General features: G+C 63.8%; 23 protein-coding genes. 13 read left to right on the top strand and 10 right to left on the bottom strand.

Annotated elements, in window-relative coordinates; translation table 11 throughout:
- The 3 genes from glgX (at position 1) to GR138_RS19645 (ending at position 3046) form a co-directional block, all read left to right on the top strand.
- Entirely contained in the window at positions 1-1974 is a 1974-nt protein-coding gene (gene glgX / locus GR138_RS19655; protein WP_160860956.1) for a glycogen debranching protein GlgX, read from the top strand.
- Positions 1975-2036: 62 nt separating this feature from the next.
- Positions 2037-2525 (top strand): MaoC family dehydratase, encoded by a 489-nt coding sequence (locus tag GR138_RS19650; protein WP_160860955.1) that lies wholly within the window; start codon positions 2037-2039, stop codon positions 2523-2525.
- A complete protein-coding gene (locus GR138_RS19645) occupies positions 2522-3046 on the top strand; it encodes a GNAT family N-acetyltransferase (protein ID WP_202402730.1) in 525 nt (174 codons plus the stop codon). The genes GR138_RS19650 and GR138_RS19645 overlap by 4 nt, the downstream gene beginning before the upstream one ends.
- A gap of 7 nt (positions 3047-3053) precedes the next feature.
- On the opposite strand, the gene GR138_RS19640 is transcribed toward GR138_RS19645, so the two are convergent.
- Genes GR138_RS19640 through GR138_RS19620 form a run of 5 tightly spaced genes read right to left on the bottom strand, consistent with a single transcriptional unit; the run spans position 3054 to position 8610 of the window.
- Positions 3054-3602 (bottom strand): sarcosine oxidase subunit gamma, encoded by a 549-nt coding sequence (locus GR138_RS19640; protein ID WP_160860954.1) that lies wholly within the window; start codon positions 3600-3602, stop codon positions 3054-3056.
- Positions 3595-6588 (bottom strand): sarcosine oxidase subunit alpha, encoded by a 2994-nt coding sequence (locus GR138_RS19635; protein WP_160860953.1) that lies wholly within the window; start codon positions 6586-6588, stop codon positions 3595-3597. Before GR138_RS19635 ends, GR138_RS19640 begins: the two co-directional genes overlap by 8 nt.
- Positions 6585-6944, bottom strand: coding sequence for a sarcosine oxidase subunit delta (locus tag GR138_RS19630; protein ID WP_160860952.1), 360 nt, complete (start codon positions 6942-6944; stop codon positions 6585-6587). Before GR138_RS19630 ends, GR138_RS19635 begins: the two co-directional genes overlap by 4 nt.
- A 14-nt stretch (positions 6945-6958) precedes the next feature.
- Positions 6959-7357, bottom strand: a complete 399-nt coding sequence (locus GR138_RS19625; RefSeq protein WP_160860951.1) for a hypothetical protein — start codon at positions 7355-7357, stop codon at positions 6959-6961.
- The gene (locus GR138_RS19620; RefSeq protein WP_160860950.1) at positions 7357-8610 is read right to left on the bottom strand and encodes a sarcosine oxidase subunit beta family protein; all 1254 of its coding nucleotides are present in this window, start codon (positions 8608-8610) and stop codon (positions 7357-7359) included. Before GR138_RS19620 ends, GR138_RS19625 begins: the two co-directional genes overlap by 1 nt.
- A 329-nt stretch (positions 8611-8939) precedes the next feature.
- On the opposite strand from GR138_RS19620, the gene rpsU reads away from it, so the two are divergent.
- Together rpsU and GR138_RS19610 are read left to right on the top strand one after the other, a co-directional pair.
- The gene (rpsU, locus tag GR138_RS19615) at positions 8940-9167 is read left to right on the top strand and encodes a 30S ribosomal protein S21 (protein ID WP_160860949.1); all 228 of its coding nucleotides are present in this window, start codon (positions 8940-8942) and stop codon (positions 9165-9167) included.
- A 324-nt stretch (positions 9168-9491) separates the two neighbouring features.
- A complete protein-coding gene (locus GR138_RS19610; protein WP_420853678.1) occupies positions 9492-10388 on the top strand; it encodes a tetratricopeptide repeat protein in 897 nt (298 codons plus the stop codon).
- 156 nt (positions 10389-10544) lie between these two features.
- On the opposite strand, the gene GR138_RS19605 is transcribed toward GR138_RS19610, so the two are convergent.
- From GR138_RS19605 to GR138_RS19595, 3 genes are all read right to left on the bottom strand, one after another.
- On the bottom strand, positions 10545-11534 hold the full coding sequence (locus tag GR138_RS19605; RefSeq protein WP_160860948.1) for a WD40 repeat domain-containing protein: 990 nt from the start codon (positions 11532-11534) through the stop codon (positions 10545-10547).
- A complete protein-coding gene (locus GR138_RS19600) occupies positions 11534-12634 on the bottom strand; it encodes a CobW family GTP-binding protein (protein ID WP_160860947.1) in 1101 nt (366 codons plus the stop codon). The genes GR138_RS19605 and GR138_RS19600 overlap by 1 nt, the downstream gene beginning before the upstream one ends.
- Before the next feature lie 91 nt (positions 12635-12725).
- Positions 12726-13517: a creatininase family protein gene (locus GR138_RS19595; RefSeq protein ID WP_160860946.1), complete on the bottom strand. Its 792-nt coding sequence runs from the start codon at positions 13515-13517 to the stop codon at positions 12726-12728.
- Positions 13518-13612: 95 nt separating this feature from the next.
- On the opposite strand from GR138_RS19595, the gene GR138_RS19590 reads away from it, so the two are divergent.
- The 4 genes from GR138_RS19590 to GR138_RS19575 all read left to right on the top strand — a co-directional run bounded on the left by GR138_RS19590 (position 13613) and on the right by GR138_RS19575 (position 16720).
- Positions 13613-14149, top strand: a complete 537-nt coding sequence (locus GR138_RS19590; RefSeq protein ID WP_160860945.1) for a MarR family winged helix-turn-helix transcriptional regulator — start codon at positions 13613-13615, stop codon at positions 14147-14149.
- A gap of 57 nt (positions 14150-14206) precedes the next feature.
- Positions 14207-15235 carry a substrate-binding domain-containing protein gene (locus GR138_RS19585; protein ID WP_160860944.1) on the top strand — a complete coding sequence of 343 codons (1029 nt, stop codon included), beginning with the start codon at positions 14207-14209 and terminating at the stop codon, positions 15233-15235.
- Between the two features lie 27 nt (positions 15236-15262).
- A complete protein-coding gene (locus GR138_RS19580) occupies positions 15263-16231 on the top strand; it encodes a 2-hydroxyacid dehydrogenase (protein WP_160860943.1) in 969 nt (322 codons plus the stop codon).
- A 78-nt stretch (positions 16232-16309) separates the two neighbouring features.
- Complete coding sequence (locus tag GR138_RS19575; protein WP_160860942.1) at positions 16310-16720, top strand: hypothetical protein; 411 nt, start codon at positions 16310-16312, stop codon at positions 16718-16720.
- On the opposite strand, the gene GR138_RS19570 is transcribed toward GR138_RS19575, so the two are convergent.
- Positions 16698-17183 (bottom strand): winged helix-turn-helix transcriptional regulator, encoded by a 486-nt coding sequence (locus tag GR138_RS19570; protein ID WP_160860941.1) that lies wholly within the window; start codon positions 17181-17183, stop codon positions 16698-16700. The genes GR138_RS19575 and GR138_RS19570 overlap by 23 nt on opposite strands.
- Before the next feature lie 180 nt (positions 17184-17363).
- Here GR138_RS19570 and GR138_RS19565 point away from each other — a divergent pair, with 180 nt between their 5' ends.
- Positions 17364-18521, top strand: a complete 1158-nt coding sequence (locus GR138_RS19565) for an MFS transporter (protein ID WP_202402744.1) — start codon at positions 17364-17366, stop codon at positions 18519-18521.
- A gap of 42 nt (positions 18522-18563) precedes the next feature.
- Here GR138_RS19565 and GR138_RS19560 read toward each other — a convergent pair whose 3' ends face one another.
- Positions 18564-19376 carry a gamma-glutamyl-gamma-aminobutyrate hydrolase family protein gene (locus GR138_RS19560; RefSeq protein WP_160860939.1) on the bottom strand — a complete coding sequence of 271 codons (813 nt, stop codon included), beginning with the start codon at positions 19374-19376 and terminating at the stop codon, positions 18564-18566.
- A 456-nt stretch (positions 19377-19832) separates the two neighbouring features.
- Here GR138_RS19560 and GR138_RS19555 point away from each other — a divergent pair, with 456 nt between their 5' ends.
- The 3 genes from GR138_RS19555 to GR138_RS19545 all read left to right on the top strand — a co-directional run bounded on the left by GR138_RS19555 (position 19833) and on the right by GR138_RS19545 (position 23580).
- The gene (locus tag GR138_RS19555; protein ID WP_160860938.1) at positions 19833-22142 is read left to right on the top strand and encodes a putative bifunctional diguanylate cyclase/phosphodiesterase; all 2310 of its coding nucleotides are present in this window, start codon (positions 19833-19835) and stop codon (positions 22140-22142) included.
- A 184-nt stretch (positions 22143-22326) separates the two neighbouring features.
- The gene (locus GR138_RS19550) at positions 22327-23100 is read left to right on the top strand and encodes an N-acyl amino acid synthase FeeM domain-containing protein (RefSeq protein ID WP_160860937.1); all 774 of its coding nucleotides are present in this window, start codon (positions 22327-22329) and stop codon (positions 23098-23100) included.
- 255 nt (positions 23101-23355) lie between these two features.
- Positions 23356-23580: an aa3-type cytochrome c oxidase subunit IV gene (locus GR138_RS19545; protein WP_160860936.1), complete on the top strand. Its 225-nt coding sequence runs from the start codon at positions 23356-23358 to the stop codon at positions 23578-23580.
- Positions 23581-23660 lie beyond the last annotated feature (80 nt).

The following is a 23660-nucleotide window of genomic DNA, read 5'->3' as shown; positions in this document are numbered from 1 at the left end:
ATGACGACAACCGCCCCCTCCTTCGCACCGGGCGCCACGCTCTCCGGGGAGGGGGTGGAATTCTCGGTCTATTCGCACGATGCCAGCCGCGTCGAGCTTTGCCTGTTCGACAATGACGGCAACACGGAACTCGCCCGCCTCACCATGGGGCGGGACGAGAACGGCTTCCACCGGGTCTTCGTCGAGGGCGCCGCAGAAGGCGCACGCTACGGCTTTCGCGCGGACGGCGTCTATTCGCCGGATCACGGCCTGTGGTTCGATCCAGCGAAGCTGCTGATCGATCCCTACGCCAAGGCGCTTGACCGCCCGTTCGTGCATGACGGCCGGCTGGCGCTCTTCGGCACGGACACGGCCGCCATCGCGCCAAAGGCGATCGTCACCCGCGACGTGCCCGTCAGTGTGAAACCGCCGCTCTTCCGCCCCGGCGGCTTCGTCTACGAAATCGCCGTGCGCAGCTTCACCATGCTGCATCCAGACGTGCCAGAGGCCATGCGCGGCACGGTCGCAGCGCTCGCCCACCCCGCCGTTCTCGCCCATCTCAAACGCCTCGGCGTCGATGCGGTCGAGCTGATGCCGATTACCGCCTGGATCGACGAGCGCCACCTGCCGCCGCTTGGCCTGTCCAACAGCTGGGGCTACAATCCGATCGCGCTGATGGCGCTCGACCCGCGCCTCGTGCCGGGCGGCATGACGGAACTCGCCGAGACCGTCGCGGCCCTGCGCGCGGAAAATATCGGCGTCGTGCTCGACCTCGTCTTCAACCATTCCGGCGAGAGCGACCGCCATGGCGCGACGCTCTCCATGCGCGGCCTCGACAACCTCACCTACTACCGCCATGTGGACGGCCGGCCGGGCGAGCTGATCAACGATACCGGTTGCGGCAACACCATTGCCGGCGAGCACCCGGTCGTCCGCCAGCTCGTGCTCGACAGCCTGCGCCATTTTGTGCGCCATGCCGGCGTCGATGGCTTCCGTTTTGACCTCGCGACCATCCTCGGCCGCGAGGCGGACGGCTTTTCGGCCCATGCCGCCCTGCTGTCCGAAATCTGCGCCGACCCGCTCTTGAAAGACCGCGTGCTGATCGCCGAACCGTGGGATATCGGCCCCGGCGGCTACCAGCTCGGCAATTTCCCCGCACCCTTCCTCGAATGGAACGACCGCTACCGCGACGACAACAGAACCTTCTGGCGCGGCGACAGCCATCGACTGGGTGCCTTCGTCACTGCCTTTGCCGGCTCCTCGGATATTTTTTCGCGCCACGGCGGCGAAAACACGCGCACCGTCAATTTCCTCGCCGCCCATGACGGCTTCACCCTGATGGATCTCGTTTCGCACACGGTGAAGCACAATGAGGCGAACGGCGAGGACAACCGCGACGGCCACAACGAAAACCGCTCCTGGAACAACGGCGTTGAAGGTGCGACGACGGACGGCGCGGTGCTGTCCGCCCGCCGCGCGGATGTGAAGGCGCTGCTGTCGAGCCTGTTTCTCTCGCGCGGCACGGTGATGCTGACGGCCGGCGACGAAGGTGGGCGCAGCCAGCAAGGCAACAACAATGCCTATTGCCAGGACAATGCCATCACCTGGATGCACTGGGACAGGCTGGACGACGGCCTGATCGAGCACGCCGCCACGCTCTCGGCGATCCGCAAGCGTTTCCCCGCACTTGGTGAGACCACGTTCCTCAGCGGCGCGGGCGATGTCGAATGGCTGACGCTGGCCGGCAGCCCGATGACCGTTGCCGACTGGGAAGCGCCGTTCGCCGGATCCCTGCTTGTCCTTTTGAAGACACCCGACCTACAGCAGCAACGGATCGTTCATCTTGCGCTCGCCATCAACCGGACTCATGGCGATCAGGCTCTTGCCTTGCCGCCCCCGGAAGGCCGAGAGTGGACGAGCCTGCTTTCTGCCAACCATCCCGCGACTGGTCTCCTTCATCCACGCAGCGTCGAGATTTTTGTCGAAAAGCATTGATCTTCATTGCCCGGACAAACCGCCCCTCTAGAACGGGGCGAATCGATCGGCGGGAAAGCCACATGCCAGACACTATCCACCTGAAAGACATCACATCCCTTGTCGGCACGGAACTCGGCCTGTCGCGCTGGTTCACCGTCGACCAGACGATGATCGACCGCTTTGCCGAGGCAACGGAAGACCACCAGTTCATCCATACCGATCCGGTGCGCGCGGCCGCGGAAACCCCCTTCGGCGGCACGATCGCCCACGGATTTCTCACCCTCTCATTGCTGTCGGCGATGAACTACGATTGCGTGCCCCGCATCGTCGAGCAGACGATGGGCATCAATTACGGGTTTGAAAAAGTCCGCTTCATGACGCCGGTAAAGAGCGGTGCGCGCGTGCGCGGCCGCTTCGTTCTCGCCGAAGCCCGCTTCCGTGGCGCCGGCATGGTGACGATCCGCTACGACGTGACGGTTGAGATCGAGGACGAGCGCAAACCGGCGCTGACGGCCGACTGGATCACCATCATCCAGTTCGATCCGAAGGACCGTCCGGAGGACGCGTGAAGGTCCGGCCTGCCATTCAGGAGGATCTGGCGGCACTTGGCGCCTGCGATTTCTCCTTCCTCGTCACCCGCGAGGCCATGCCGCCCTTCGAGGGCGACTGGCTGGCCCATGTGCGCCCGGTCGAGCCCTATCCGAAAAACTATGGTTTCGATCCGGCGGAGCTTGCACCGCATATGGCGACAGATGACAAGGCTCTCTTTGTCGCGATCGGCGACGAGGCGCCCGTCGGCTATATCGCGCTGTCGCGCGACTGGAACGATCTCGCCGCGATCGACGATCTTGCCGTCGACATGGAATGGCGCGGCACCGGTGCCGCGCAACGGCTGATGCAGCAGGCAGTCACATGGGCGAAGGAGAAGGGCCTGCCCGGCATCCGGCTCGAGACCCAGACGAACAATGTCGCAGCCTGCCGGTTCTACATGCGCCAGGGTTTCACCCTCGGCGGCTACGACCGCTACCTGTACAAAGGGCTGTCTCCCGGCACGCGGGAGACAGCCCTGTTTTTCTATCGTTTTTTCTGATCCGGGATCAGAGCGCGGCATCTTCCGCACCTTCGGCAAGAATGCCGAAGGCGTAAGGCGAAAACGAACGCCAGCACTCCACGCGATATTCCTCTTCGCCGGTGCGCAGGAGCACGATCTCGATCTTGCCGAGCACGGTGCGGGCCGCGGCACCGACCGGGAAGATCGTCTTGCCGAGATCGAGCGGGCAGCTGCTGGCAATCGCCCCGGCCGCATCCGGGCCGGAAACGAGGATCGCCGTGTTGCGGTGCGAGACGTCCGTTGCCGAATGCAGCGCCGAAACGCCGGCCGCGATCGCCATCAGGTCAGCGCCGTTCTCGTCGATCAGCAGCCACTCGTCCGGGCCGAGCCAGAGCGCATGGCGACCGCTGACCGACGCCGAGGTTTTCGGCCGCTGCGGCAGTTCAAGGCCGAAGGCCAGCGACAGCGTGCCGATGGCGTCGGTGCCGGCGCGCAGCGACAGGCGGGTTGCCGGGCCGGCCGGCGTGACGCGCGCGCCGGCGGAGCCACCATGGCGGCCGACGAGCGGCGCCTTGCGAAGAGCTTGATCAGCCATTGAGGCGTCCTCCTTCCTTGTCGACAAAGACCATGTCGCTGACTTCGACCGCGATGGTACGGTCCGGCATTGGCACGTAGAGCGTCTGGCCAAGCCGCGCCTGGCCGCCGGCGACGAGCGCCATGGCAATCGAGCGACCGCAGTTTTCCGACCAGTAGGACGACGTCACATGGCCGAGCATGGTCATCGGCTTCGGCTGGTTCGGATCCGCGACGATCTGTGCGCCTTCCTCCAGAACAACGTTCGGGTCCTTCGTGAGAAGGCCGACGAGCTGCTTGCGGCCTTCCTTGACGAGGTCGGGCCGCTTCAGGCCGCGAATGCCGACGAAGTCGGTCTTCTTCTTGGAGACGGCCCAGCTCAGGCTGGCATCGTGCGGCGTGACCGTGCCGTCCGTATCCTGGCCGACGATGATGTAGCCCTTTTCGGCGCGCAGGACGTGCATGGTCTCGGTGCCGTAGGCGCAGGCGCCAAGCGGTTCGGCCCGCGCCCAGATGGCTTCCCAGACGGCCTGGCCGTAATCGGCGGGAACGTTGACTTCGAAGCCCGCTTCACCGGTGAACGACATGCGGAAGAGCCTGGTCGGCACGCCGCAGATCTTGCCTTCACGCACACTCATATGCGGGAAAGCCTCGTTTGCCATATCGATGCCTTCGACCAGCGGCGCGAGGATTTCGCGTGCCTTCGGACCCTGTACGGCGATGACCGCCCACTGTTCGGTGGTCGACGTCAGCCAGACCTTGAGATGCGGGAATTCGGTCTGGAGATAGTCTTCCATGTGGTTCATGACGCGCGGCGCACCGCCCGTCGTGGTCGTGACATGGAAGCGATCCTCGGCGAGACGCCCGACGACGCCGTCGTCATAGACGAAGCCGTCCTCGCGCAGCATGATGCCATAGCGGCAGCGGCCGGGCTTCAACGTGTCCCAGGCATTGGTGTACATGAGGTTGAGGAATTCGGCCGCATCGGGGCCGACCACCTCGATCTTGCCGAGCGTCGAGGCATCGAACAGGCCGGCGGCGTTACGCACCGTCCGGCACTCGCGGTTGACCGCATCGTGCATGGTCTCACCCGAGCGCGGATAGTACCAGGCGCGCTTCCAGTTGCCGACATCCTCGAAGACGGCGCCGTGCGCTTCTTCCCAGGCATGCATCGGCGTCTTGCGCGCCGGATCGAACAATTCGCCACGCGAATGGCTGATCAACGCACCGAAGGTCACCGGCGTGTAGGGCGCGCGGAAGGTGGTGAGGCCGATCTTCGGGATCTCGCGGTTCAGCACTTCAGAGGCGATGGCAAGACCATGGATGTTGGACAGCTTGCCCTGATCCGTCGCCATGCCATTGGTGGTGAAGCGCTTGATATGCTCGATCGAGTGCATGCCTTCGCGCACGGCAAGGCGGATATCCTTGGCGCAGACGTCGTTCTGGAAGTCGACGAAGGCTTTCACCGTCGTATCGACGCCCGCCCCCTCGCCTGCCCCGGCCATGCCGCCGGTCCATTCGAAGGCGTTCTCGCCGCGAAGCTCGACCTTGGCGCCGCCCTCGTTGCCGGTGGCGCGTGCCATCAGCTCGCCGGCCGCCAGCGATTCCTCGATCGTCGCCTGAAGGCCGTCCGTGCCGTTGCACGAACCGACCGAAAGGCAGTCCTGCGCATAGGTGCCCGGCAGGAAGCGGCCGGAGGCCGCGTCATAGGCGACCTTGCCGCGCGACTGCGAGAACAGGTGCACGGAGGGCGTCCAGCCGGCCGACATCAGCAGCGCATCGACCGGGATCGCACGCGCCGAACCGCCGCCATTGCGGGCGACCGAGATGGAGGAGACGCGCAGCTTGCCCTTGGTGTCGACCACCGAATGGCCGGTGAGCACTTCGATGCCGAGCCTGCGGGCTTCCGTCAGGACCGCGTCGCCCGGCTTCTCGCGGTTGTCGACGATGGCGGCGATGGTGACGCCGGCCCGCTTCAGGTCGAAGGCCGCCTCATAGGCAGAATCGCTCGCCGTATAGACGCCGACCTTGCGGCCGACGGCGACGCCGAAATGGTTGAGATAGGTGCGCGCCGCCGAAGCGAGCATGATGCCCGGACGATCGTTGTTGGCGAACACCATGTGGCGCTCGATCGAGCCCGTCGCCAGGATGACGCGCTTGGCGCGGACCTGCCACAGCCGCTCGCGCGGCAGCTTCTTGTCGGGCTTGGCAAGGTGATCGGTGACGCGTTCAACGAGACCGACGAAATTGTGGTTGTAGTAGCCGAACGCCGTCGTGCGGGTGAGAACGGTGACGTTCTCCATCGCCTTCAGCTTGGCAGCCGTCGCCTGCGCCCATTCGTAACCGCTCTGGCCGTCGATGGTGACCGACATGTCGTAGTGCAGTGCACCGCCGACTTCCGGCTGCTCATCGACCAGGATGACGCGCGCACCGGCCTCCGCTGCGGCAAGCGCTGCGGCAAGACCAGCGACACCGGCACCGGCGACCAGCACGTCGCAATGGTCGTAACGGTTGGCGTAGTGGTCCGGATCCTCCTCCGTCGGCGCGACGCCAAGCCCGGCAGCCTTGCGGATGAAGGGCTCGTAAACCTTCTCCCAGGCCGCCTTCGGCCACATGAAGGTCTTGTAGTAGAAGCCGGCGGCAAAGAACGGCGACAGCAGGTTGTTGACGCCGCCGATGTCGAACGAGAGCGACGGCCAGCGGTTCTGCGATTCCACCTTCATGCCGTCGAACACTTCCTGCACCGGCGCGCGCACGTTCGGCTGGCGGCGGGCGACGTCGCGGGAGACGTCGATCAGCGCATTCGGCTCTTCCGGGCCGGCGGAAAGGATGCCGCGCGGGCGGTGATACTTGAACGACCGGCCGACGAGATGCACGCCGTTGGCGAGCAGCGCAGAGGCGACGGTGTCGCCTTCCAGCGCCTGATAGGTCTTGCCGTCGAAGGTGAAACGCGCGGTCTTGGCGGGCGTCAGGCGGCCCTGACCGGCAATACGATTAGCACCGCTCATTTCGCGGTTCCTTCCGTGGCTTCATGGGTTTCGCCCACTTTTTCAGTGAGGGGTTTTTCCGTGGCGGGCGTGGCACCCGAAAGGTCAGGTTTCGGCTCGCCGGCCTTGTAGCTCATGACGAACTTGTCGCTCACCGTGTCGCGCGCCGCATTGAAGAAGCGGCCGCAGCCGTGGATGTGACGCCAGCGTTCGAAGATCAGGCCCTTCGGGTTGTCGCGCAGGAAGAAGAAGTCCTGGAACTCCTCGTCGGTGATGTCGGCCATGTTGGTCGGCCGGGCGATGTGCGCGTCGCCACCGTGGCGGAATTCGAGCTCCGAGCGCTCTTCCTCGCAGTAGGGGCAGTAGATCAGCAGCATTGGTTCCTACCTGTTTAAAGCTCTGGACCTGTCACGAACGTGCCGGGGTCCTGATCGCAAAGTCGCTGGCCCATGGTGACGAAGGGAGCAATCCGATGAATCAGCTGCGTGGTATCGTCGTAAGGGGCCAGAATGTTCGTCATTCCCAGATTGACCATGCTCATCGAGAAGATGTCGACGTCGAGATTGAAGGCACGGGCAGAGTCCGATTCTTCTGGCATGAAATAGACGGCCCGCTGGCCAAACATCTTTATGCAGCTCAACATCCCGCTCTCGGCGACGAACGGCCATTCCTTCTCGCCCGCCGCCTTGTGGATCGTCTGAAAGCGAAAGTCCCCGGGACCAGGGATCATTTCGCCAGCCGGCACAACGCCAGCCGTCATCAGCAATCCGGCAACGAGCGCGCCATGCATCAGTGCGCCACGGCCGCGGCTGCGGCCTCGTCGATGAGGCGGCCGGTGCGGAAGCGGTCGAGCGTCAGGCCGGACGCCAGCTTGTGCGGCTCGCCCTTGGCGATGAGATGCGCGAAGAGATGGGCCGAACCCGGCGTCGCCTTGAAGCCGCCGGTGCCCCAGCCGCAGTTGACGAAGAGGTTCTTGACCGGCGTCACGCCCTGGATCGCCGAACGGTCCGGCGTGTTGTCGGTGATGCCGCCCCACTGGCGCATCATCTTGACGCGGCGGAACATCGGGAAGAGTTCGCAGATGGCATCCAGCGTATGCGTGATGATCTGCAGGCCGCCGGTCTGGGAATAGGAGTTGTACTGGTCCGTACCCGCGCCGATGACCAATTCGCCCTTGTCCGACTGCGAGATATAGGCATGCACCGAGTTGGACATGACCACGCAGGGGAAGATCGGCTTCATCGGTTCGGACACCAGCGCCTGCAGCGGCACGGAATGCAGCGGCAGCTTGACGTCGGCCATCGACAGGATGACCGAGTTGTGGCCGGAGGCGGAAACGGCGACCTTCTTGGCGCCGATGTAGCCTTTCGACGTCTCGACGCCGATCACCGCACCATCGGGACCGCGACGAATGCCCTTCACTTCGCAGTTCTGGATGACATGCACGCCGCGATCGGATGCCGCGCGGGCATAGCCCCAGGCGACGGCGTCGTGACGGGCCGTGCCGCCGCGGCGCTGCAGGGCCGCACCGTTGATCGGGTAACGGGCCGACGCGGAGATATCGAGAACCGGCACAAAATCCTTCGCCTGCTGCGGCGTCAGCCATTCGTTGTCGATGCCGTAGAGCCGGTTGGCATGAACGTGACGCTGGAAGGACTGCTTGTCGTGCACATTGTGCGACAGCATCATCACGCCGCGCGGCGAGTACATGACATTGTAGTTGAGGTCCTGGCTCAAGCCCTCCCAGAGCTTCAGCGAGTGCTCGTAGATATCCATGCTCTCGTCATAGAGATAGTTCGAGCGGATGATCGTCGTGTTGCGGCCGGTATTGCCGCCGCCGAGCCAGCCCTTCTCGATCACCGCGACATTGGTGATGCCGTGCTCCTTGGCAAGGTAATAGGCCGCACCCAGCCCGTGGCCGCCACCGCCGACGATGATCACGTCGTATTCCTTGCGCGGCTCGGGCGAGGTCCATTGCGCCTCCCACCCCTTGTGGCCGCGCATCGCCTCGCGGGCGACGGCGAAAACCGAATATTTGCGCATCCCAAGTCCTCAACGTCTCGCCAGCATCGGCCGGCTGTTTCCTGCCTCGATAGAAAGCAAATATTGCGCCCCGACAACGTATCCTTTGCGACGCATTCAGGCGTGCCTTGTACCACATGCGACATCGGCCTCCGGAGAGGTTTTACGACGGCGTTGTGAGCGGTTCGCGCAAATATCCTTAACATAGCGAGGGTCGAGGCTGGACTTCTCCGCGACGATCTGGTATCCGACCCACCAATTGCCAGCCTGTTGGGCTGCGCGAACGCAATCTATTTGCCTGACGGACTCCAGTCGCCGGGCTTACAACCAACCGAAGGAACGGGATTCTCGTGCAGGTACTAGTCCGCGACAACAACGTTGATCAGGCTCTCCGCGCTCTCAAGAAGAAGATGCAGCGCGAAGGTATTTTTCGTGAAATGAAGATGCGCGACTTCTATGAGAAGCCGTCGCAGAAGCGTGCGCGTGAAAAGGCCGAAGCCGTTCGTCGCGTTCGCAAGCTGGCCCGCAAGCGCGCCCAGCGCGAAGGCCTCGTCAGCGCTCGTCCGGGCGCCCGTTAATCGGCCGTCATTTCGACGTTTTCGGATGCAAAACCGGGCGGGGGCGAACACATCGCCGCCGCCTTTTTTGACGTGACCGGGATTTTTTCACCATTGTGAAAGACTTCCCGTGCAATTCCGGGCGCACCAGCTACGCGTCTTTGCCCCGAATTGCCCGCTGGTTACCTCTGCAATCGAAGCCGATTCCAGAGGCAACCAGCAACAATTGAAGGACCGCAGCGTCCTTTGCGCGTCATCGACGACGCGTGGCGCTGTGAAGGCCGTAGCGTATTTCTTCGTGCATGAGGCGCGACAGAAGCCCACTTTGAGGATTCGCACTTGGACATGGCTGCATCTACCGGGTTCCCGATCGACCGTCCCTCTTTCTCGGCCGCCCGCCTGCGCCGCCCCCTGATGGCCGCTGTCGCCGCCACGTCCCTCGCCTTGCTGCTGACAGGCTGCCAGTCAACCGCCACCTCCACGGACGTCTTGAAGGTCGAGCGCGCGCAGGGCTCGGAAGAGAACATCTCCTCGCTCTCGGCCGTCATTGCCGCCAATCCCCAGGACGCAGGCGCCTACAACGTGCGCGGTTCGGCCTATGGTCGCGCCGGTCAGCATCGTCGCGCGATCGATGACTTCAACCGGGCAATCGAGCTTAACCCGCGGCTCTATCAGGCCTATGCGAACCGCGCGCTCGTCGAGCGCAGCACGGGCGATACGGCGCAGGCGGCAGCCGATTACAACACGGCGCTGCAGCTCAATCCCAATTATGACGTCGCCTATATCGGCCGCGGCAACCTCTATCGGCAGGCTGGCCGCCTCGACGACGCGTTCGGCGATTTCAACAAGGCGATCCAGCTCGATACGACCGATCCCCGCGCCTATCACAATCGCGGCCTGATCTATCAGGCCCGCCGCCAGCACGACAAGGCGATCGACGACTTCTCGAAGGCCATCTCGCTCTCGCCGAGCTCGGCCGAACCCTATAACGGCCGTGGCATTTCCTACGCCGCCCAGGGCGACGACGACAATGCGTTCTCGGATTTCAACACGGCGATCAACCTCGACGGCAAGCTGGCCGAATCCTGGGCAAACCAGGCGCTGATCTATGAGCGCCGCGGCGACATGGCGCGCGCCGCCAAGTCCTATTCGCACGCCCTCAAGCTCGACCCGAACTACGCGCCGGCCAAGGCTGGCCTCGCCCGCACCCGCGGCGCGGTCAACACCGCCAAGCCGGCCTGATCGCGGTCGTCCATCGACCAAACGAAAACAGCGGCATTGGTTTATGCCGCTGTGGTGTGCTCCCAAATTTCTACGTGTGAAGCGATCGTCATTTCGCGCATAACGGCGAGGCGCTGACTGTTGCCGGTCTCCGCCCGACACACTGTGGTCCCTCGCCTATCCGGCGAGGTCGATGACGCCGCAATCCCCGGCCTCGCTGGCGAAGGCGAGCAGTTTTCCGTTTTTGCTCCAGGCCATGGAGGTGACCGCCCCCTTGCCGGGGCGGCGCAGCAGCACTTCGCGGCTGTCGGCAAACCGGGCGGCAAGCACCATACCGTCGGAGTAGCCGATGGCGACGACCTCTTCGGCCGGATGGCAGGCAACGGCCGTGACCATGACGTCCGCGCGGGTGCCGAGTTCCAGCGGCGGCTTGCCCATCGGCCCGTCCTTGGCCGAGAACGGCCAGACGATGGCCGCCGGTGCACCGGAAGAGGCAAGCCACTTGCCCTTGGCGGACCAGGAGAGCGATTTGACCTTGGCGGGATAACCGGTCATGCGCATGTGACGCGTATCGCCACCCGGCTTGCTGTCGAGTTTCCAGCCATGCAGGGCGTTTTCCTGCATGCTGGTGACGACGAAGCGGCCGTCCGGCGAGAAGGTGATGCCGGTATGGGCGCCCTTCCATTCGAGGTCGACCGGCTGGGCGGCCATGGCGACCCAGTGCAGCGATGCACCGTTGTAGCGCGCGAGGCCGATGCGAAGCCCTTTTGGCGCGAAAGCGACGCCTTCGACGGATCGCGTCTCGACGAACTCCTTGATCGTGCCGTCGGCAAGCCGAACGCGCGCCGTGCGCCCTTCCGCAAAACCGACAGCCCCCTGCGGCCCGGCGGCAACGATGGAAATCCACTTGCGCGGCACTTCGGCAAGCAGCGTCACCGTGCCGTCAGCGGCGATGCGCTGCACCTTGCCGTCCTCGCCGCCGGTGATCAGCGTATCGTTCGCGTCATCACGCACGCAGGCAAGCAGCCCGTCATGCGCCTCGGTGACCTTCTGGCCGTGGTCGAGGCGATGGATGGCGCCGGAGGCGGTGGCGAAGAACGGCACGTCGCCGAGAAAGGCGGCCGCGACGACGTGGCCGTCGAGATCAAGAGGCGCGACTGTCGGCATTAGTTCGTCTGTGCCTCGCAGGCCTTGAAGGTGCGTTCGATCTTCTCGCGGTCGAGGTCGCGGCCGATGAAGACGAGGCGGCTTTCGCGCTTCTCGCCGTCCTTCCAGGCCCGCTGGTGATCGCCTTCGACGATCATGTGCACGCCCTGCACGACATAGCGCTCGTCATCGCCGGCAAAGGCAATGATGCCCTTGAGGCGCAGGATGTTCGGGCCGTCCGTCTGGGTGATCTTCTGGATCCACGGGAAGAAGCGGTCCGGGTTCATCTCGCCGCCACGCAGCGAGATCGACTGCACCGTCACGTCATGGATCGGCGAGACGCCGTGGTCGTGGTGATGGTGCTCATGGTCATGATCGTGGTGGTGATGGGCATGATCGTGATCGTGATCATGATGATGGTCATGGCCGCATTCGGGACCGCAGACATGGTCCGGGGCATCGTGGTCGAGGAAGTGCGGGTCGTTTTCCAGCGCACGCTCCAGATTGAACGCACCCTGGTTCAGAACCTTGGTGAGATCGATTTCCGAACGGGTGGTGCGGTGGATGCGGGCGGACGGGTTGATCACGCGCACCGTCGCCTCGATCCGCGCCAGCTCTTCGGGGCTGACGAGGTCGGTCTTGTTGATCAGCACGACGTCGGCGAAGGCGATCTGGTCTTCCGCCTCGCGGCTGTCCTTCAGGCGCAGCGGCAGGTGTTTTGCGTCGACCAGGGCGACGACGGCGTCGAGTTCGGTCTTCTGGCGCACGTCGTCGTCCATGAAGAAGGTCTGGGCAACCGGCACCGGATCGGCAAGGCCGGTGGTCTCGACAATGATCGCGTCGAAGCGGCCGGGACGGCGCATCAGGCCTTCGACGACGCGGATCAGGTCGCCGCGCACGGTGCAGCAGATGCAGCCGTTGTTCATTTCGTAGATTTCTTCGTCCGACTCGACGATCAGGTCGTTGTCGATGCCGATCTCGCCGAACTCGTTGACGATGACGGCATATTTCTTGCCGTGGTTATCGGTCAGGATACGGTTGAGCAGCGTCGTCTTGCCGGCGCCGAGATAGCCGGTGAGCACGGTGACGGGAATGGGCTTGGGAAGGGCTGTTTCGGTCATGGGAACCTCGAGCGGTGGCAGGGACGGCTGAGACGTCCGGTTGGCGACTGATATAGGAGATCGAACGGGCCAGCGCAAATGCCGGATGCTATCAGACAAGCGTATCCGCATCGAAGGCGGCGACATCCTCGAGAAGGGCGACGAGGCCGCGCACGGCATGGGCAATCAGCTGTTCGCCCTTTTCCGCCGTCGCGACACTGGCGTCGCCCGCCACGCCTTTGGGATTGAGGTCCGACATTTTCCAGCCGAAGGCATGCGGCCCATAGGCGCGCAGATGCGCGAATCGGGCGGCAAACTCCGCCTGCCGCGAGCCGAAAGGCTCCGCCTTGTCCATGCGGACGAGATCCGGATGAAGCGCCAGCATCACGGAGGTCTCGATATCGCCGCCATGGATGTCGATCGCCTTGTCCTCCGGCGCGATCCAGCCGTCCGGCTGGCCGAAACGGGTCCAGGACGTCGCCACCACGAGCATGTCGAAACGAATGCGCGCCTCGGTCGCGACGATCGTCATCAGCGGTGAATTGCCGCCATGCGCATTGAGCAGCACGAGCTTGCGGATGCCGAAGCGGTGGAGATCCTCCGCAATCCCGAGCCAGCGTTCGATCGCCTCGGCGTAAGCAAGCGAGCGCGTGCCCGCCACATCGAGATGTTCCGGCGAATAGCCGACGGGCTCGGCGGGCAGGAACGTGACCGGCAGATGCGCGGGCAACACGGCTGCGAGGCGCGCGGCGATACCTTCGGCGATCAGCGTATCCGTTTCGAATGGCAGATGGGGGCCATGGCCTTCATGCGCGCCGAGCGGCAGCACGGCGATCCAGCCTGCGCGCGCCTCCGGGGGCAGTTCCAGATCGTTTTCGGTCCATCGCATCTCGGGATGCGCCATTCCGTGTCTCCGATCCCTTGCCGCCTGCCGCTTTCCTGAGTCATATGAAGACGAGGCCCGCGATGCAAGGGCGACACGTTCTAACGAGGCGATCGATGGGCAAGAAGCACAAGGACGGCAAGGACGGGAAGAAGGTCAAGAAGAAGAAGTCGCATGACGACGTCTCGGGCGCAGGTCTTGCCGCCGCCGTCGTCAATGCCGCCCGGTCGATGCGCACGGTGCTGTCGCGCAACCTTCTGGCCACCGGCCTCTATGCCGGCCAGGACGGCGTGATCCTGGCGCTTTCGGAGGATGGCGGGCTGACGGCCGGCGCACTGGCCACCCGGCTCGGCGTCAAGGCGCCGACCATGACACGCACCATCGGGCGGCTGGAGGCGCAAGGTTTCGTCGCGCGCCAGCCGGACGAGACGGATGGCCGTCTGACCGTCGTGCACCTGACCGAGGCGGGCAAGGCCTCCGTCGAGCATATCACCGAGGCGAGCCGGCTCAGCGAACAGCAGGCGGCAGAAGGATTGAGCGAGAAGGACGTTCGCAATCTCCTGAAGCTTCTGCGCGCGATGGACGAAAACCTGCACGCCGCCTTGCCGGAGGCGCCCCGAAACGGTGAAAAGCCTGTTGCCGACGAGATTTAAACTGTTTAAATAAACGGTTTTAAACGCCCCCTTGCTGGGCGTTCGTCGGGAGGGGCCGTGGCACAGAAAATCAAGCTTTCCACCATCGCGGAGACGCTCGGCGTTTCCACGGCGACGGTATCGCTTGCGCTGAGGGACAGCCCGCTCGTCGCGGCGACCACCCGCGACAAGATCAAGGACCAGGCACGCGCCCTCGGTTACATCTACAACCGCCGGGCGGCGAGCCTGCGCACCTCGCGCTCCGGCATCATCGGCGTCGTCGTGCACGACATCATGAACCCGTTCTATGCGGAAATCCTGAAGTCGATCGAAAGCGAGCTGGATCGCGACCGGCAGACCTTCATCCTCTCCAACCACTACGATTCGGTCGACAAGCAGCGCAATTTCATCGAGACATTGCTGCAGCTCGGCGGGGACGGCGTGATCATGTCGCCGGCGATCGGCACACCGCCGGAGGATATCCAGCTTGCCGAGGACAACGGCATGCCGGCGATCCTGATCGCGCGCTCGATCGAGGGGCTGGACGTGCCGATCTTCCGCGGCGACGACAGCTATGGCATTTCGCTTGCCACCAACCACCTGATCGGCCTTGGCCACCGCACCATCGCCATGGTGGGCGGAACGGACCAGACCTCGACCGGCCGCGACCGGTACCAGGGCTATGTCAACGCGCTGCGCAAGGCCAATATCGATGTCGATCCGGGCCTGCGCATTCCCGGCCCCCGCACCAAGCAGGGTGGCTTCGAGGCGGCAGTGCACTTCCTCTCGCTGCCGCAGAAACCGACGGCAGCCGTATGCTGGAACGACCTCGTGGCGATCGGCCTGATGAACGGCATTGCACGCGCCGGCCTCGTGCCGGGCCGCGACGTCTCCGTCACCGGATATGACGACCTGGAGGAGGCGGCGATCGCGACGCCCGCGCTCACCACCGTCTGGAACGGCCAGTCCGAAGTCGGGCGCAACGCCGCGCGCGCGCTGCTCGACAAGCTCTCGGGCAGCCATGAGCCGGACGGCATCCACCTCATCAAGCCGGAAATGCGCATCCGGCAATCCACCGGACCGCTGAAGCCGCATCCCGAAGGCTGAAGCATTTCAGACAGAAGGAGCTTTGCCATGGCGGCCAAGACACGCATCCTCGTGCCCGGCACGATCCGCGAGCGGGTGCTCGATCGCCTGAAGGACAGCTTCGACCTGGTGCGCATCGAGCGGCCGGATCCGGCGCTGCTCGCCCGCTCCGAGGCGGCGAGCATTGCCGGCGTTGCCGTTTCCGGCAGCTTCGATGCGGCGATGATCGAGCATCTGCCGGCGCTGGAGATTATCGCGAGTTTCGGCGTGGGTTATGACGGGGTGGATGCCGCGGCAGCCTCCCGGCGTGGAATTGCCGTCACCAACACGCCGGACGTGCTGAACGACGAGGTGGCCGACACGACGATCGGCCTGCTGCTCAACACGGTGCGTCGTTTCCCGCAGGCGGAAGCGTGGCTGCGCGATGGCCGCTGGAAGCGCGACGGCGCCTTTCCGCTGACGCCGCTCAGCCTGCGTGGCCGCAAAGCCGGCATCTACGGGCTCGGGCGCATCGGCATGGCGATCGCCGAGCGGCTGAAAGGCTTCGGCGTCGATATCGCCTATCACACGCGCCGCCCGCGCGACGACGTGCCCTATGCCTATTATCCCTCGCTGCTGGAACTGGCGGGCGCCGTCGATATCCTGATCGCCATCGTGCCGAAGACGCCGGAAACGCACCGGACGATCAATGCCGAGGTTCTGCAGGCGCTCGGACCAACCGGCGTGCTGATCAATGTAGGGCGCGGCTGGACGGTGGATGAGGATGCGCTCGCGACGGCCCTCAGGGACGAGGTGATCGCGGCCGCCGGCCTGGATGTCTTCTATGACGAGCCGAACGTGCCGCAGGCGTTGCTCGATCTGCCCAACATCTCGTTGCTGCCGCATGTCGCCTCGGCGTCGGTGGCGACGCGCGATGCGATGGCCGATCTGGTGGCGGACAATCTGTTTGCCTGGTTCGATCGCGGCGCTGCGCTGACGCCGGTGCCGGAAACGCCGTTTACGCGAAAAACAGGGTAGGCGCTGGAAAGCCTTCGTTAACCTTCCGGCAAGTTTGTGGATGCATGCTTGCCGGATTGAATCGCGAAGGAGAAGCCCATGAAGACGCTGATGATTGCCGCGGCCGCAGGTGTGGTGTCGCTGGGCCTCTGGAGCGTCGTCGGCCACGAAGCGCCTGCGGTCGATCCCGTCATCTCGAATTCCATTCCCTCGAAGGCGTCCGGCGGCCATAGCTATACGATCTCCAACGTCATGGCGAACACCGCCTGCCTTGCCGAGCGCGGCAGCCGGATTTCGAGCCGCAGCGAACAGTTCTCGGCGAACGCCGATTGCGACACGGTCTGGCCGGGCCTTTCGACGGCGAGGACGTGGATCAGCAATGGCGACGGCACGGTGGTCGTCGCCGATGCACGGGGCGAGGCGATCCTGACCGTCGTCGATGGCGACGGTCTCGCCTATGAGGCGGTCGAGCCGGCTGACGCGATGGTTACGCTGATTTCGGCGGACTAGGCGATCCCTTCGGGGCGCAGGACGCCGCGTCGACGATACGCGTATCTTCCCAGGTCAAGCCGCGTCCGTCGGACGCGTGCAGTTTCAAGCGGTCGACGGGCGTCTCTGTCGCGGCATCCACCAGCATGGACCGCCGCTCGCCCGCACGAAACAGATGGTCCTCCCCCCATTGCCGCAAGGCGACGATGACGAGGAAGAGGCCGCGGCCCTTTTCGGTCAGGACATATTCCTGATAGGCGCTGCCATCTGATGCGGGCGCTAAAGATAGCACACCCGCCTCCACGAGATCGCGCAGGCGCGTGCTCAGGATGCCCTTGGCGATGCCGAGATTTTGCTGGAAGGCGCTGAAGCGCCGGATGCCATCGAAGGCATCACGCACGATCAGCAGCGACCACCAGTCACCAATCGCGTCCAATGTCCGCGCAACAGGGCACTCCGCCTCGCGAAAACTCCTGCGTTTCATTCCCGGCCTCGCTCTCGAAACTGGTTCTAAAATAGAACTGGAAGCGCCTTGCCGCAAGTGGTCTCATCATAGGACCAAAAACGAGCGAGAACCATGATGAATATCCATCCGAGAGAATGCCGGAGATCGGCAGGCTGCGATCCCACCGATGACAGGCAGGCATTCGGCTTGCCACACTGGATGCTGGTGATCTTTGCCATCACCTGCGCAGGCAGCGTCGCCAACATCTATTACGCACAGCCGCTGCTCGACACGATCGCAACAAGCTTCGGCATCGGTGCCGCGCGCATCGGTCTTGTCGTCACGCTGACCCAGATCGGCTACGCGGCGGGTCTGCTTTTCATCGTCCCCCTCGGCGACCTCGTCAATCGGCGCAAGCTCATCGTGGCGCAGGCCCTGTTGTCGGCCATTGCCCTGGCCGGCGTCGGCAGCGCGCCGGCTGCGCCCTTCCTGTTCGCCGGCATGGTGCTGGTGGGGCTGCTGGCTGTCGTCGTTCAGGTCTTGGTGGCGCTCACCGCCACCCTGGCCCGGCCGGAGGAACGCGGCAGAGCCGTCGGCCTCGTCACCAGCGGTGTGGTCATCGGCATCCTCGCGGCGCGCTTCGTCGCCGGTATCCTGGCGGATGCCGGCGGGTGGAGAGCCGTCTATTTCTTTTCCGCCGGCCTCATGCTGCTGATGGGCCTGCTTCTCGCCTCTGTTCTGCCGCGGAATATTCCCGTCGCCAGCGCCGAGCGATACAGCGTCGTGCTGCGCTCTATCCCCGCGCTGTTCTTGCGCGAGCCCGTGCTGCGTCAGCGGGCAGGACTGGCCTTCCTGATCTTTGCCAGCTTCAGCACGCTCTGGACCGCCATGGTGTTGCCGCTGAGCGCGGCCCCCTTTTTCCTGTCGCACACCACGATCGGGCTGTTTGGCCTCGCGGGGCTGGCCGGTGCGCTTGCCGCAAGCCGTGCGGGGCGCATGGCGGATCGCGGGTTTGCCGAGCGGACGACGGGTGTCTCACTCGCGCTGCTCGTGTTCTCGTGGGGGGCGATCGGCTTTCTGCCGCACGCGCTCGCCGTCTTCACGATCGGCGTCGTGCTGCTCGATTTCGCCGTGCAAGCCGTACATGTCACCAACCAGAGCCTGATCTTCGCCGCGCGCCCTGACGCGCACAGCCGGCTGGTCGGCGGCTACATGGTCTTCTACTCGGCCGGCAGCGCCCTTGGCGCCATTGCTTCGACGGCGAGTTATGCCCGTTACGGCTGGACAGGCGTCTGCCTCACCGGCGCGACCTTCAGCCTCGCGGCATTGCTTCTCTGGGCCTGGTCCTATGCAAGGAGCCGGCGGCGCGTTTCGTGAACAGGAGCCGCCGGATGCAGGAGGATGCGGGGTCGGTCTCGATCAGGCCGACTTGGCCGAACCGAAGGCCAGCACATCCGCCTCGGTGGCGGGAGCACTCGCACCCTGCTTGGCGGCCGCATAGTCGCGCACCGCTGCGCCGAACGCCGCAAAAAGCTTGTTCGACGGCTGGTCGGAGCCGACCCAATATTCCGGGTGCCATTGTACGCCGACGGCAAACGCCTTGGCGCCGATGACGGAGACGGCTTCGATCGTCCCGTCTTCAGCGACGGCTTCCAGGGCAAGGCGCGGCGCCAGGTCGGAGATCGCCTGGCGGTGCAGCGAGTTCACCTGCACCTCGCCGGCGCCGAGCACGCCGGCCAGGCAGCTTCCTTCCTTGACGGTGACCGTCTGGCGGATGCCATAGGCGACGTCGAGCACCGGCGTATCGGGCTTGCGGTGATCCCACATGCCGGGTTGCTCCTGGATTTCATTGGCGAGCGTACCGCCCAGCACGACATTCAGCTCCTGGATGCCGCGGCAGATGGCGAGCAGCGGAATGCCGCGCTCCAGGGCCCGCTTGATGAGCGGAAGGCTCGTCGCGTCGCGTGCCGTGTCATAGGGCCCTTCGGCCGCGGTGGCTTCCTTGCCATAGAGCGAGGGATGCACATTGGTGCGCGAACCGCTGACCAGAAGTCCATCGACCCGATCCAGGATGCCATCGAAATCGTTGTCGGCTTCGAGCGCCGGGACGAGAAAAACGGTGACGGCAGCGCCCTTGACGGCAGCGCGGACATATTGGTTCGGGGTGGCTTGCCAGACGTTGCCTTCGATCTCCCTGATATCGGCGGGAATGGCGACGACGGGTTTCGACATGATGGGCTCCGAAAAAAGAAATACCAAATCAGGATTTGCTATCAAATCCGCGATCAGTCAATTCCCCCATTCTGGCGAAATGAGGACAAATAAGGTATTGTAGGCGGTATGATCGGCTGTGCAGCATAGCCGGGGCCGATAAAATCTGACAGTATGCAAGCGAGAGGTTGTTAACCAAAGCCTTGCAAACAGCGATTGCGAGATGGAATTTTTCTCGCCCGTCTCCCGCGCAACTCAGTGTCGCCGTCAGGTAATGATATTACGCACAACACCCATGCTAGGTTGAATCTGAGGGCCAGAAAGCAGCAATACTGCAATATGAGGTTGAAGCTATCTTCCTTCGGTTGAACAAGCGTGCAAGAATGCCCGGGTATACCCTCGTTATTGGGTAATTTCCCGAAATCATTCATTAAATTTTGGTCGGTAACCCTCTCTCGTCAAGGGAGTGCCTAGTCCATGAAGGATAAGGGTCAAAACACACTGCCGGCTGATGTATACCTGTCGTTCGTCAGCTCGCTGTACGGGAACCGCCAGACCCTCTTCGTGGGCATGATTTCGCATGTCATCACGTTCTCGTTCGTCTATGCCAAAACCGCTGATCCCTTCTTCCTGATCTGGAGCGGGCTGGTCGTGCTCATCTGGTCGATGCGTGCTATCGGCATGCGCCATTTCGACCGGGTAGACCAGTCAACGCTCGACATGGACGGCATCCGCTACTGGGAGAACTGGTACAATCTCGGCGCCGTCGGTACCACACTGGCGCTCGGCACCTCCTGCGGCTATGCCCTGCTCTTCAGCCGGGACAGTTTCGCCGAGCTTGCCACCATCGCGGTGACGCTCGCCACCATGGTCTCCGTCGTCGGCCGCAACTGCGGCTCGAAGCGCGCCGTCGACTACATGACCTTTTCCGCCTGCTTCCCCATGGTCGTCGGCTTCCTCGGCCTGCAGGATTTCTACCACGCGGTGCTCGCCGTCCTCATCCTGCCCTTCGTGATGACGACCCGCATGATGGCGAACGGCGTGCGCGATTTCCTCTACAGGAACGTGCTGGCGACGCGTGAAGTCTCGATCATCGCCGACCGTTTCGACACGGCGCTGAACAACATGCCGCATGGCCTGTTCATGCTGGATGCCGACCATCGCATCCTCGTCGCCAACCGCAGGGCCTGCGAGCTTCTCCATCTCGGTAATCAGGAGCGGCTGAAGGATTGCCATCTCGATGTCGTGTTGCGCTTCGGCGTGCGCAACACCTTCGTCAACGCCGAGCAGAGCAAGACGATCCTGCGACGGCTCGACGAACTCCTGAAGGGCGATCGATCGCGCGCGCTCATCCAGGTGACGGACGGGCTCTATCTGGAATTCACCGCCTCGCCCCGTGAAAACGGCGGCGCGGTTCTCATTTTTGAGGACGTGACGGCGCGTGTGCGGGCGGAAAACAAGATCCTGCACATGGTGCGCTACGACAGCCTCACCGGCCTGCCGAACCGCACCTATTTCGCTGATCTCGTGCAGGAGGCGCTGGCCGAGCGCAAGAAGCCGGGCACGGTCGGCTTCATGGTGCTCGACGTCGACGACTTCAAACATGTCAACGACATGAAGGGCCACGTCACCGGCGACCGCTTGCTCTGCGCCATCACCGAGCGGCTGCGCCGGCTTGCCGGCGACAAGATGATCGCCGGCCACCTAATGGGCGACGAGTTCATCGTCTTCTTCCCGAACGAGGCGAACCGGCGCGACCTCGAGACACGCATGCACCGTTTCCACGAGCAGCTGCGTGGCAATTACGAATTCGACGGCATGACCTTCCTCGTCTCCTTCAGCGCCGGCTGCGTGACCGTGCCGAGCGGCGATTTCCGGCTGGAGGAGATGCAGATCCGCGCCGACCTCGCCCTCTTCGAGACGAAATCGCGCGCCAAGGGCAGCGTCACCGTCTTCGAGCAGGAGATGGACGCGCGCTATACTGATCGCCAGAAGCTCAAGGACGACCTGCGCGATGCGCTCGCCAACAACACGCTGTCGGTCGCCTACCAGCCGATGTTCGTGCCGGACGGCTCGAGCATCGAGTGCTGCGAGGCCCTGTCGCGCTGGACGCATCCGGAGCGCGGCCCCGTGCCGCCGACCGTCTTCATCCAGATCGCCGAGGAGATGGGCATCGTCTCCGACATCACGCGCTTCATGGTCATGCGGGCCTGCGCCGACTGCGCGACCTGGCCGGCGCATATGGGCGTTTCGGTCAATCTCTCGGTGCAGGACCTGCGCGGCAACGGCATTATCGGCCTCGTCGCCGAGGCACTGGAGGCCGCGAATCTCGCGCCGCACCGGCTGCATCTCGAAGTCACCGAAAGCTGCCTCATGGAGGAGCCGGTGAAGGTGCAGGCCATCCTGCAGGAACTGCGCGCCCGCGGCATCACCATTGCCATCGACGATTTCGGCACCGGCTATTCCAGCCTCAGCTACCTCGACCAGCTGCCGCTCGATGTCATCAAGATCGACCGCTCCTTCGTGCGCAACATCGGCGAGGACCCGCGCCGCTTCAAACTGCTGCGCGGCACGGTGAACCTTTCGCGCGAACTCGGCCTGCGCATTGTCGTCGAGGGTGTGGAGACGCGCGAGCAGCTCGCACTTATCAACAAGTACCAGTGTGCCGATCTCGTGCAGGGCTACGTCTTCGCCGCCCCCATGTCGCCCGACGCGCTGCGCGATCTTTACGAGACCCTCGCCCGCAAACCCGGCGATTCCCGACGCCGCGGCCGCCGCGTCGCCTGACATCCATCCCCTGATTTTTCAACGGATCGCGTAAATTCGATCCGTAATATCAGCATAACCAAAATTAGCGTTAACCACTCATTAAGGTTAACGAATGGTATTTTACACAAATTGTCTTATATCGGAGATTGTTAAGCATGGCAGCGCGGTGGCTGCGGCTTTTTCAATCGGGGATACGGGGACAATGGCCAGCGTGGAGACGGCGACCAATCGCTTTTCGGACAAGCTTCTGGGACTGCTCGACAGGATCGAATACCGCCGGGTCGAGACGGGCGAGGACATGGAAGACGTCGCCCGCATCCGCTACAAGGCCTACAAGGCCGGCGCCGTGATGCATCTCGACGAACAGGCCGTGCTGATCGACGATTCCGATTTCGACAGCCAGGCCTATGTCTTCGGCATCTACTATGAAGAACGGCTGATCTCGACCGTGCGCCTGCATCACGTGACGCCGGACCATCGCGTCACTTCGTCGGGCAAGGTTTTCCCGGATGAAATCAACGCCTTCCTCGATGCGGGCCTCTCGCTGATCGACCCGGTGCGCCTTGCGGCCGATCCGGAAATCTGGAAGGAAATGCCGGCGATCCCCTATCTGACGCTGCGCATCGCCACCATGGCGACGGATTATTTCCAGGCGGATCGCTGCCTGCAGATGGTCAAGCCCGCCCATTCGGCCTTCTACAAGCGTGTCTTCGACGCCGACTTCGTCGCCTCGCCGAAGAGCAACCACGGCAAGTTCATCATCGACCTGATGCTGCTTGCGACCAACGTCAAGGAGACGCTGCCCTCGCTTTACCAGCGCTTCCCGTTCTTCAAATCCGAGCCCTATGAGCGCCGCATGATGTTCGCCCGCGGCGAGGACCTGACGTTCAGCCCGCTGACGGTGCGCCCGACGGCACGTCGCGCCCATTTCGGCGATGGCCGGATCCAGCTGTCCGGCAACGCCTTCACCGGATGAGCGCTGCGTTTTGATGTCGCATCACGGGCCGGTTTCCCGCGAAACCGGCCCGATCTGTTTCGGAAACGATACAGGTGTGCGCCCCTCCCCCGCCTTGCCGTTGCGCTTTGCCAATCCATTGTGTATGGCCTGATGACCGCGCGCGTGCCGCGCACAGGGGGAAAAGCCGGGATAGTTTGGTTCCGGCCTGTTTTGGGCACTCATCGGATGGAGCTTTTTCGTCTGGCGGGTGCGGCTGCTTAGGAGAAGGTGACTATGGCTGAACATCATTCCGGACCGGTCGAAATGGGCGCTCCGATGGATTATCCCGAGCACGAGAAGACCTACAATTTCTTCATCAATGCAGCCAAGTTCGGCACGCTGTTTTGCGTCGCCCTGCTGATCGCCATGGCTGCCGGTTTCTTCACCAGCGCCGGTTTCTTCAGCGCGCTTCTGCTTTTCATCATTCTCAACGTCGCCGGCTTCATTCTGCTGCGTTGATCTGAACAACCGCATTTGCGGTTTGTCACGGTGCCATCCGGCGTCGTGATTCAACACGGCCAGTCTCGGGGGGAGGACCA

This window comes from Shinella kummerowiae, assembly GCF_009827055.1.
GTDB lineage: Bacteria > Pseudomonadota > Alphaproteobacteria > Rhizobiales > Rhizobiaceae > Shinella > Shinella kummerowiae.
The sequence above is the reverse complement of the archived record's forward strand: the minus strand, read 5'-3'. Positions and strand labels throughout refer to the sequence as shown.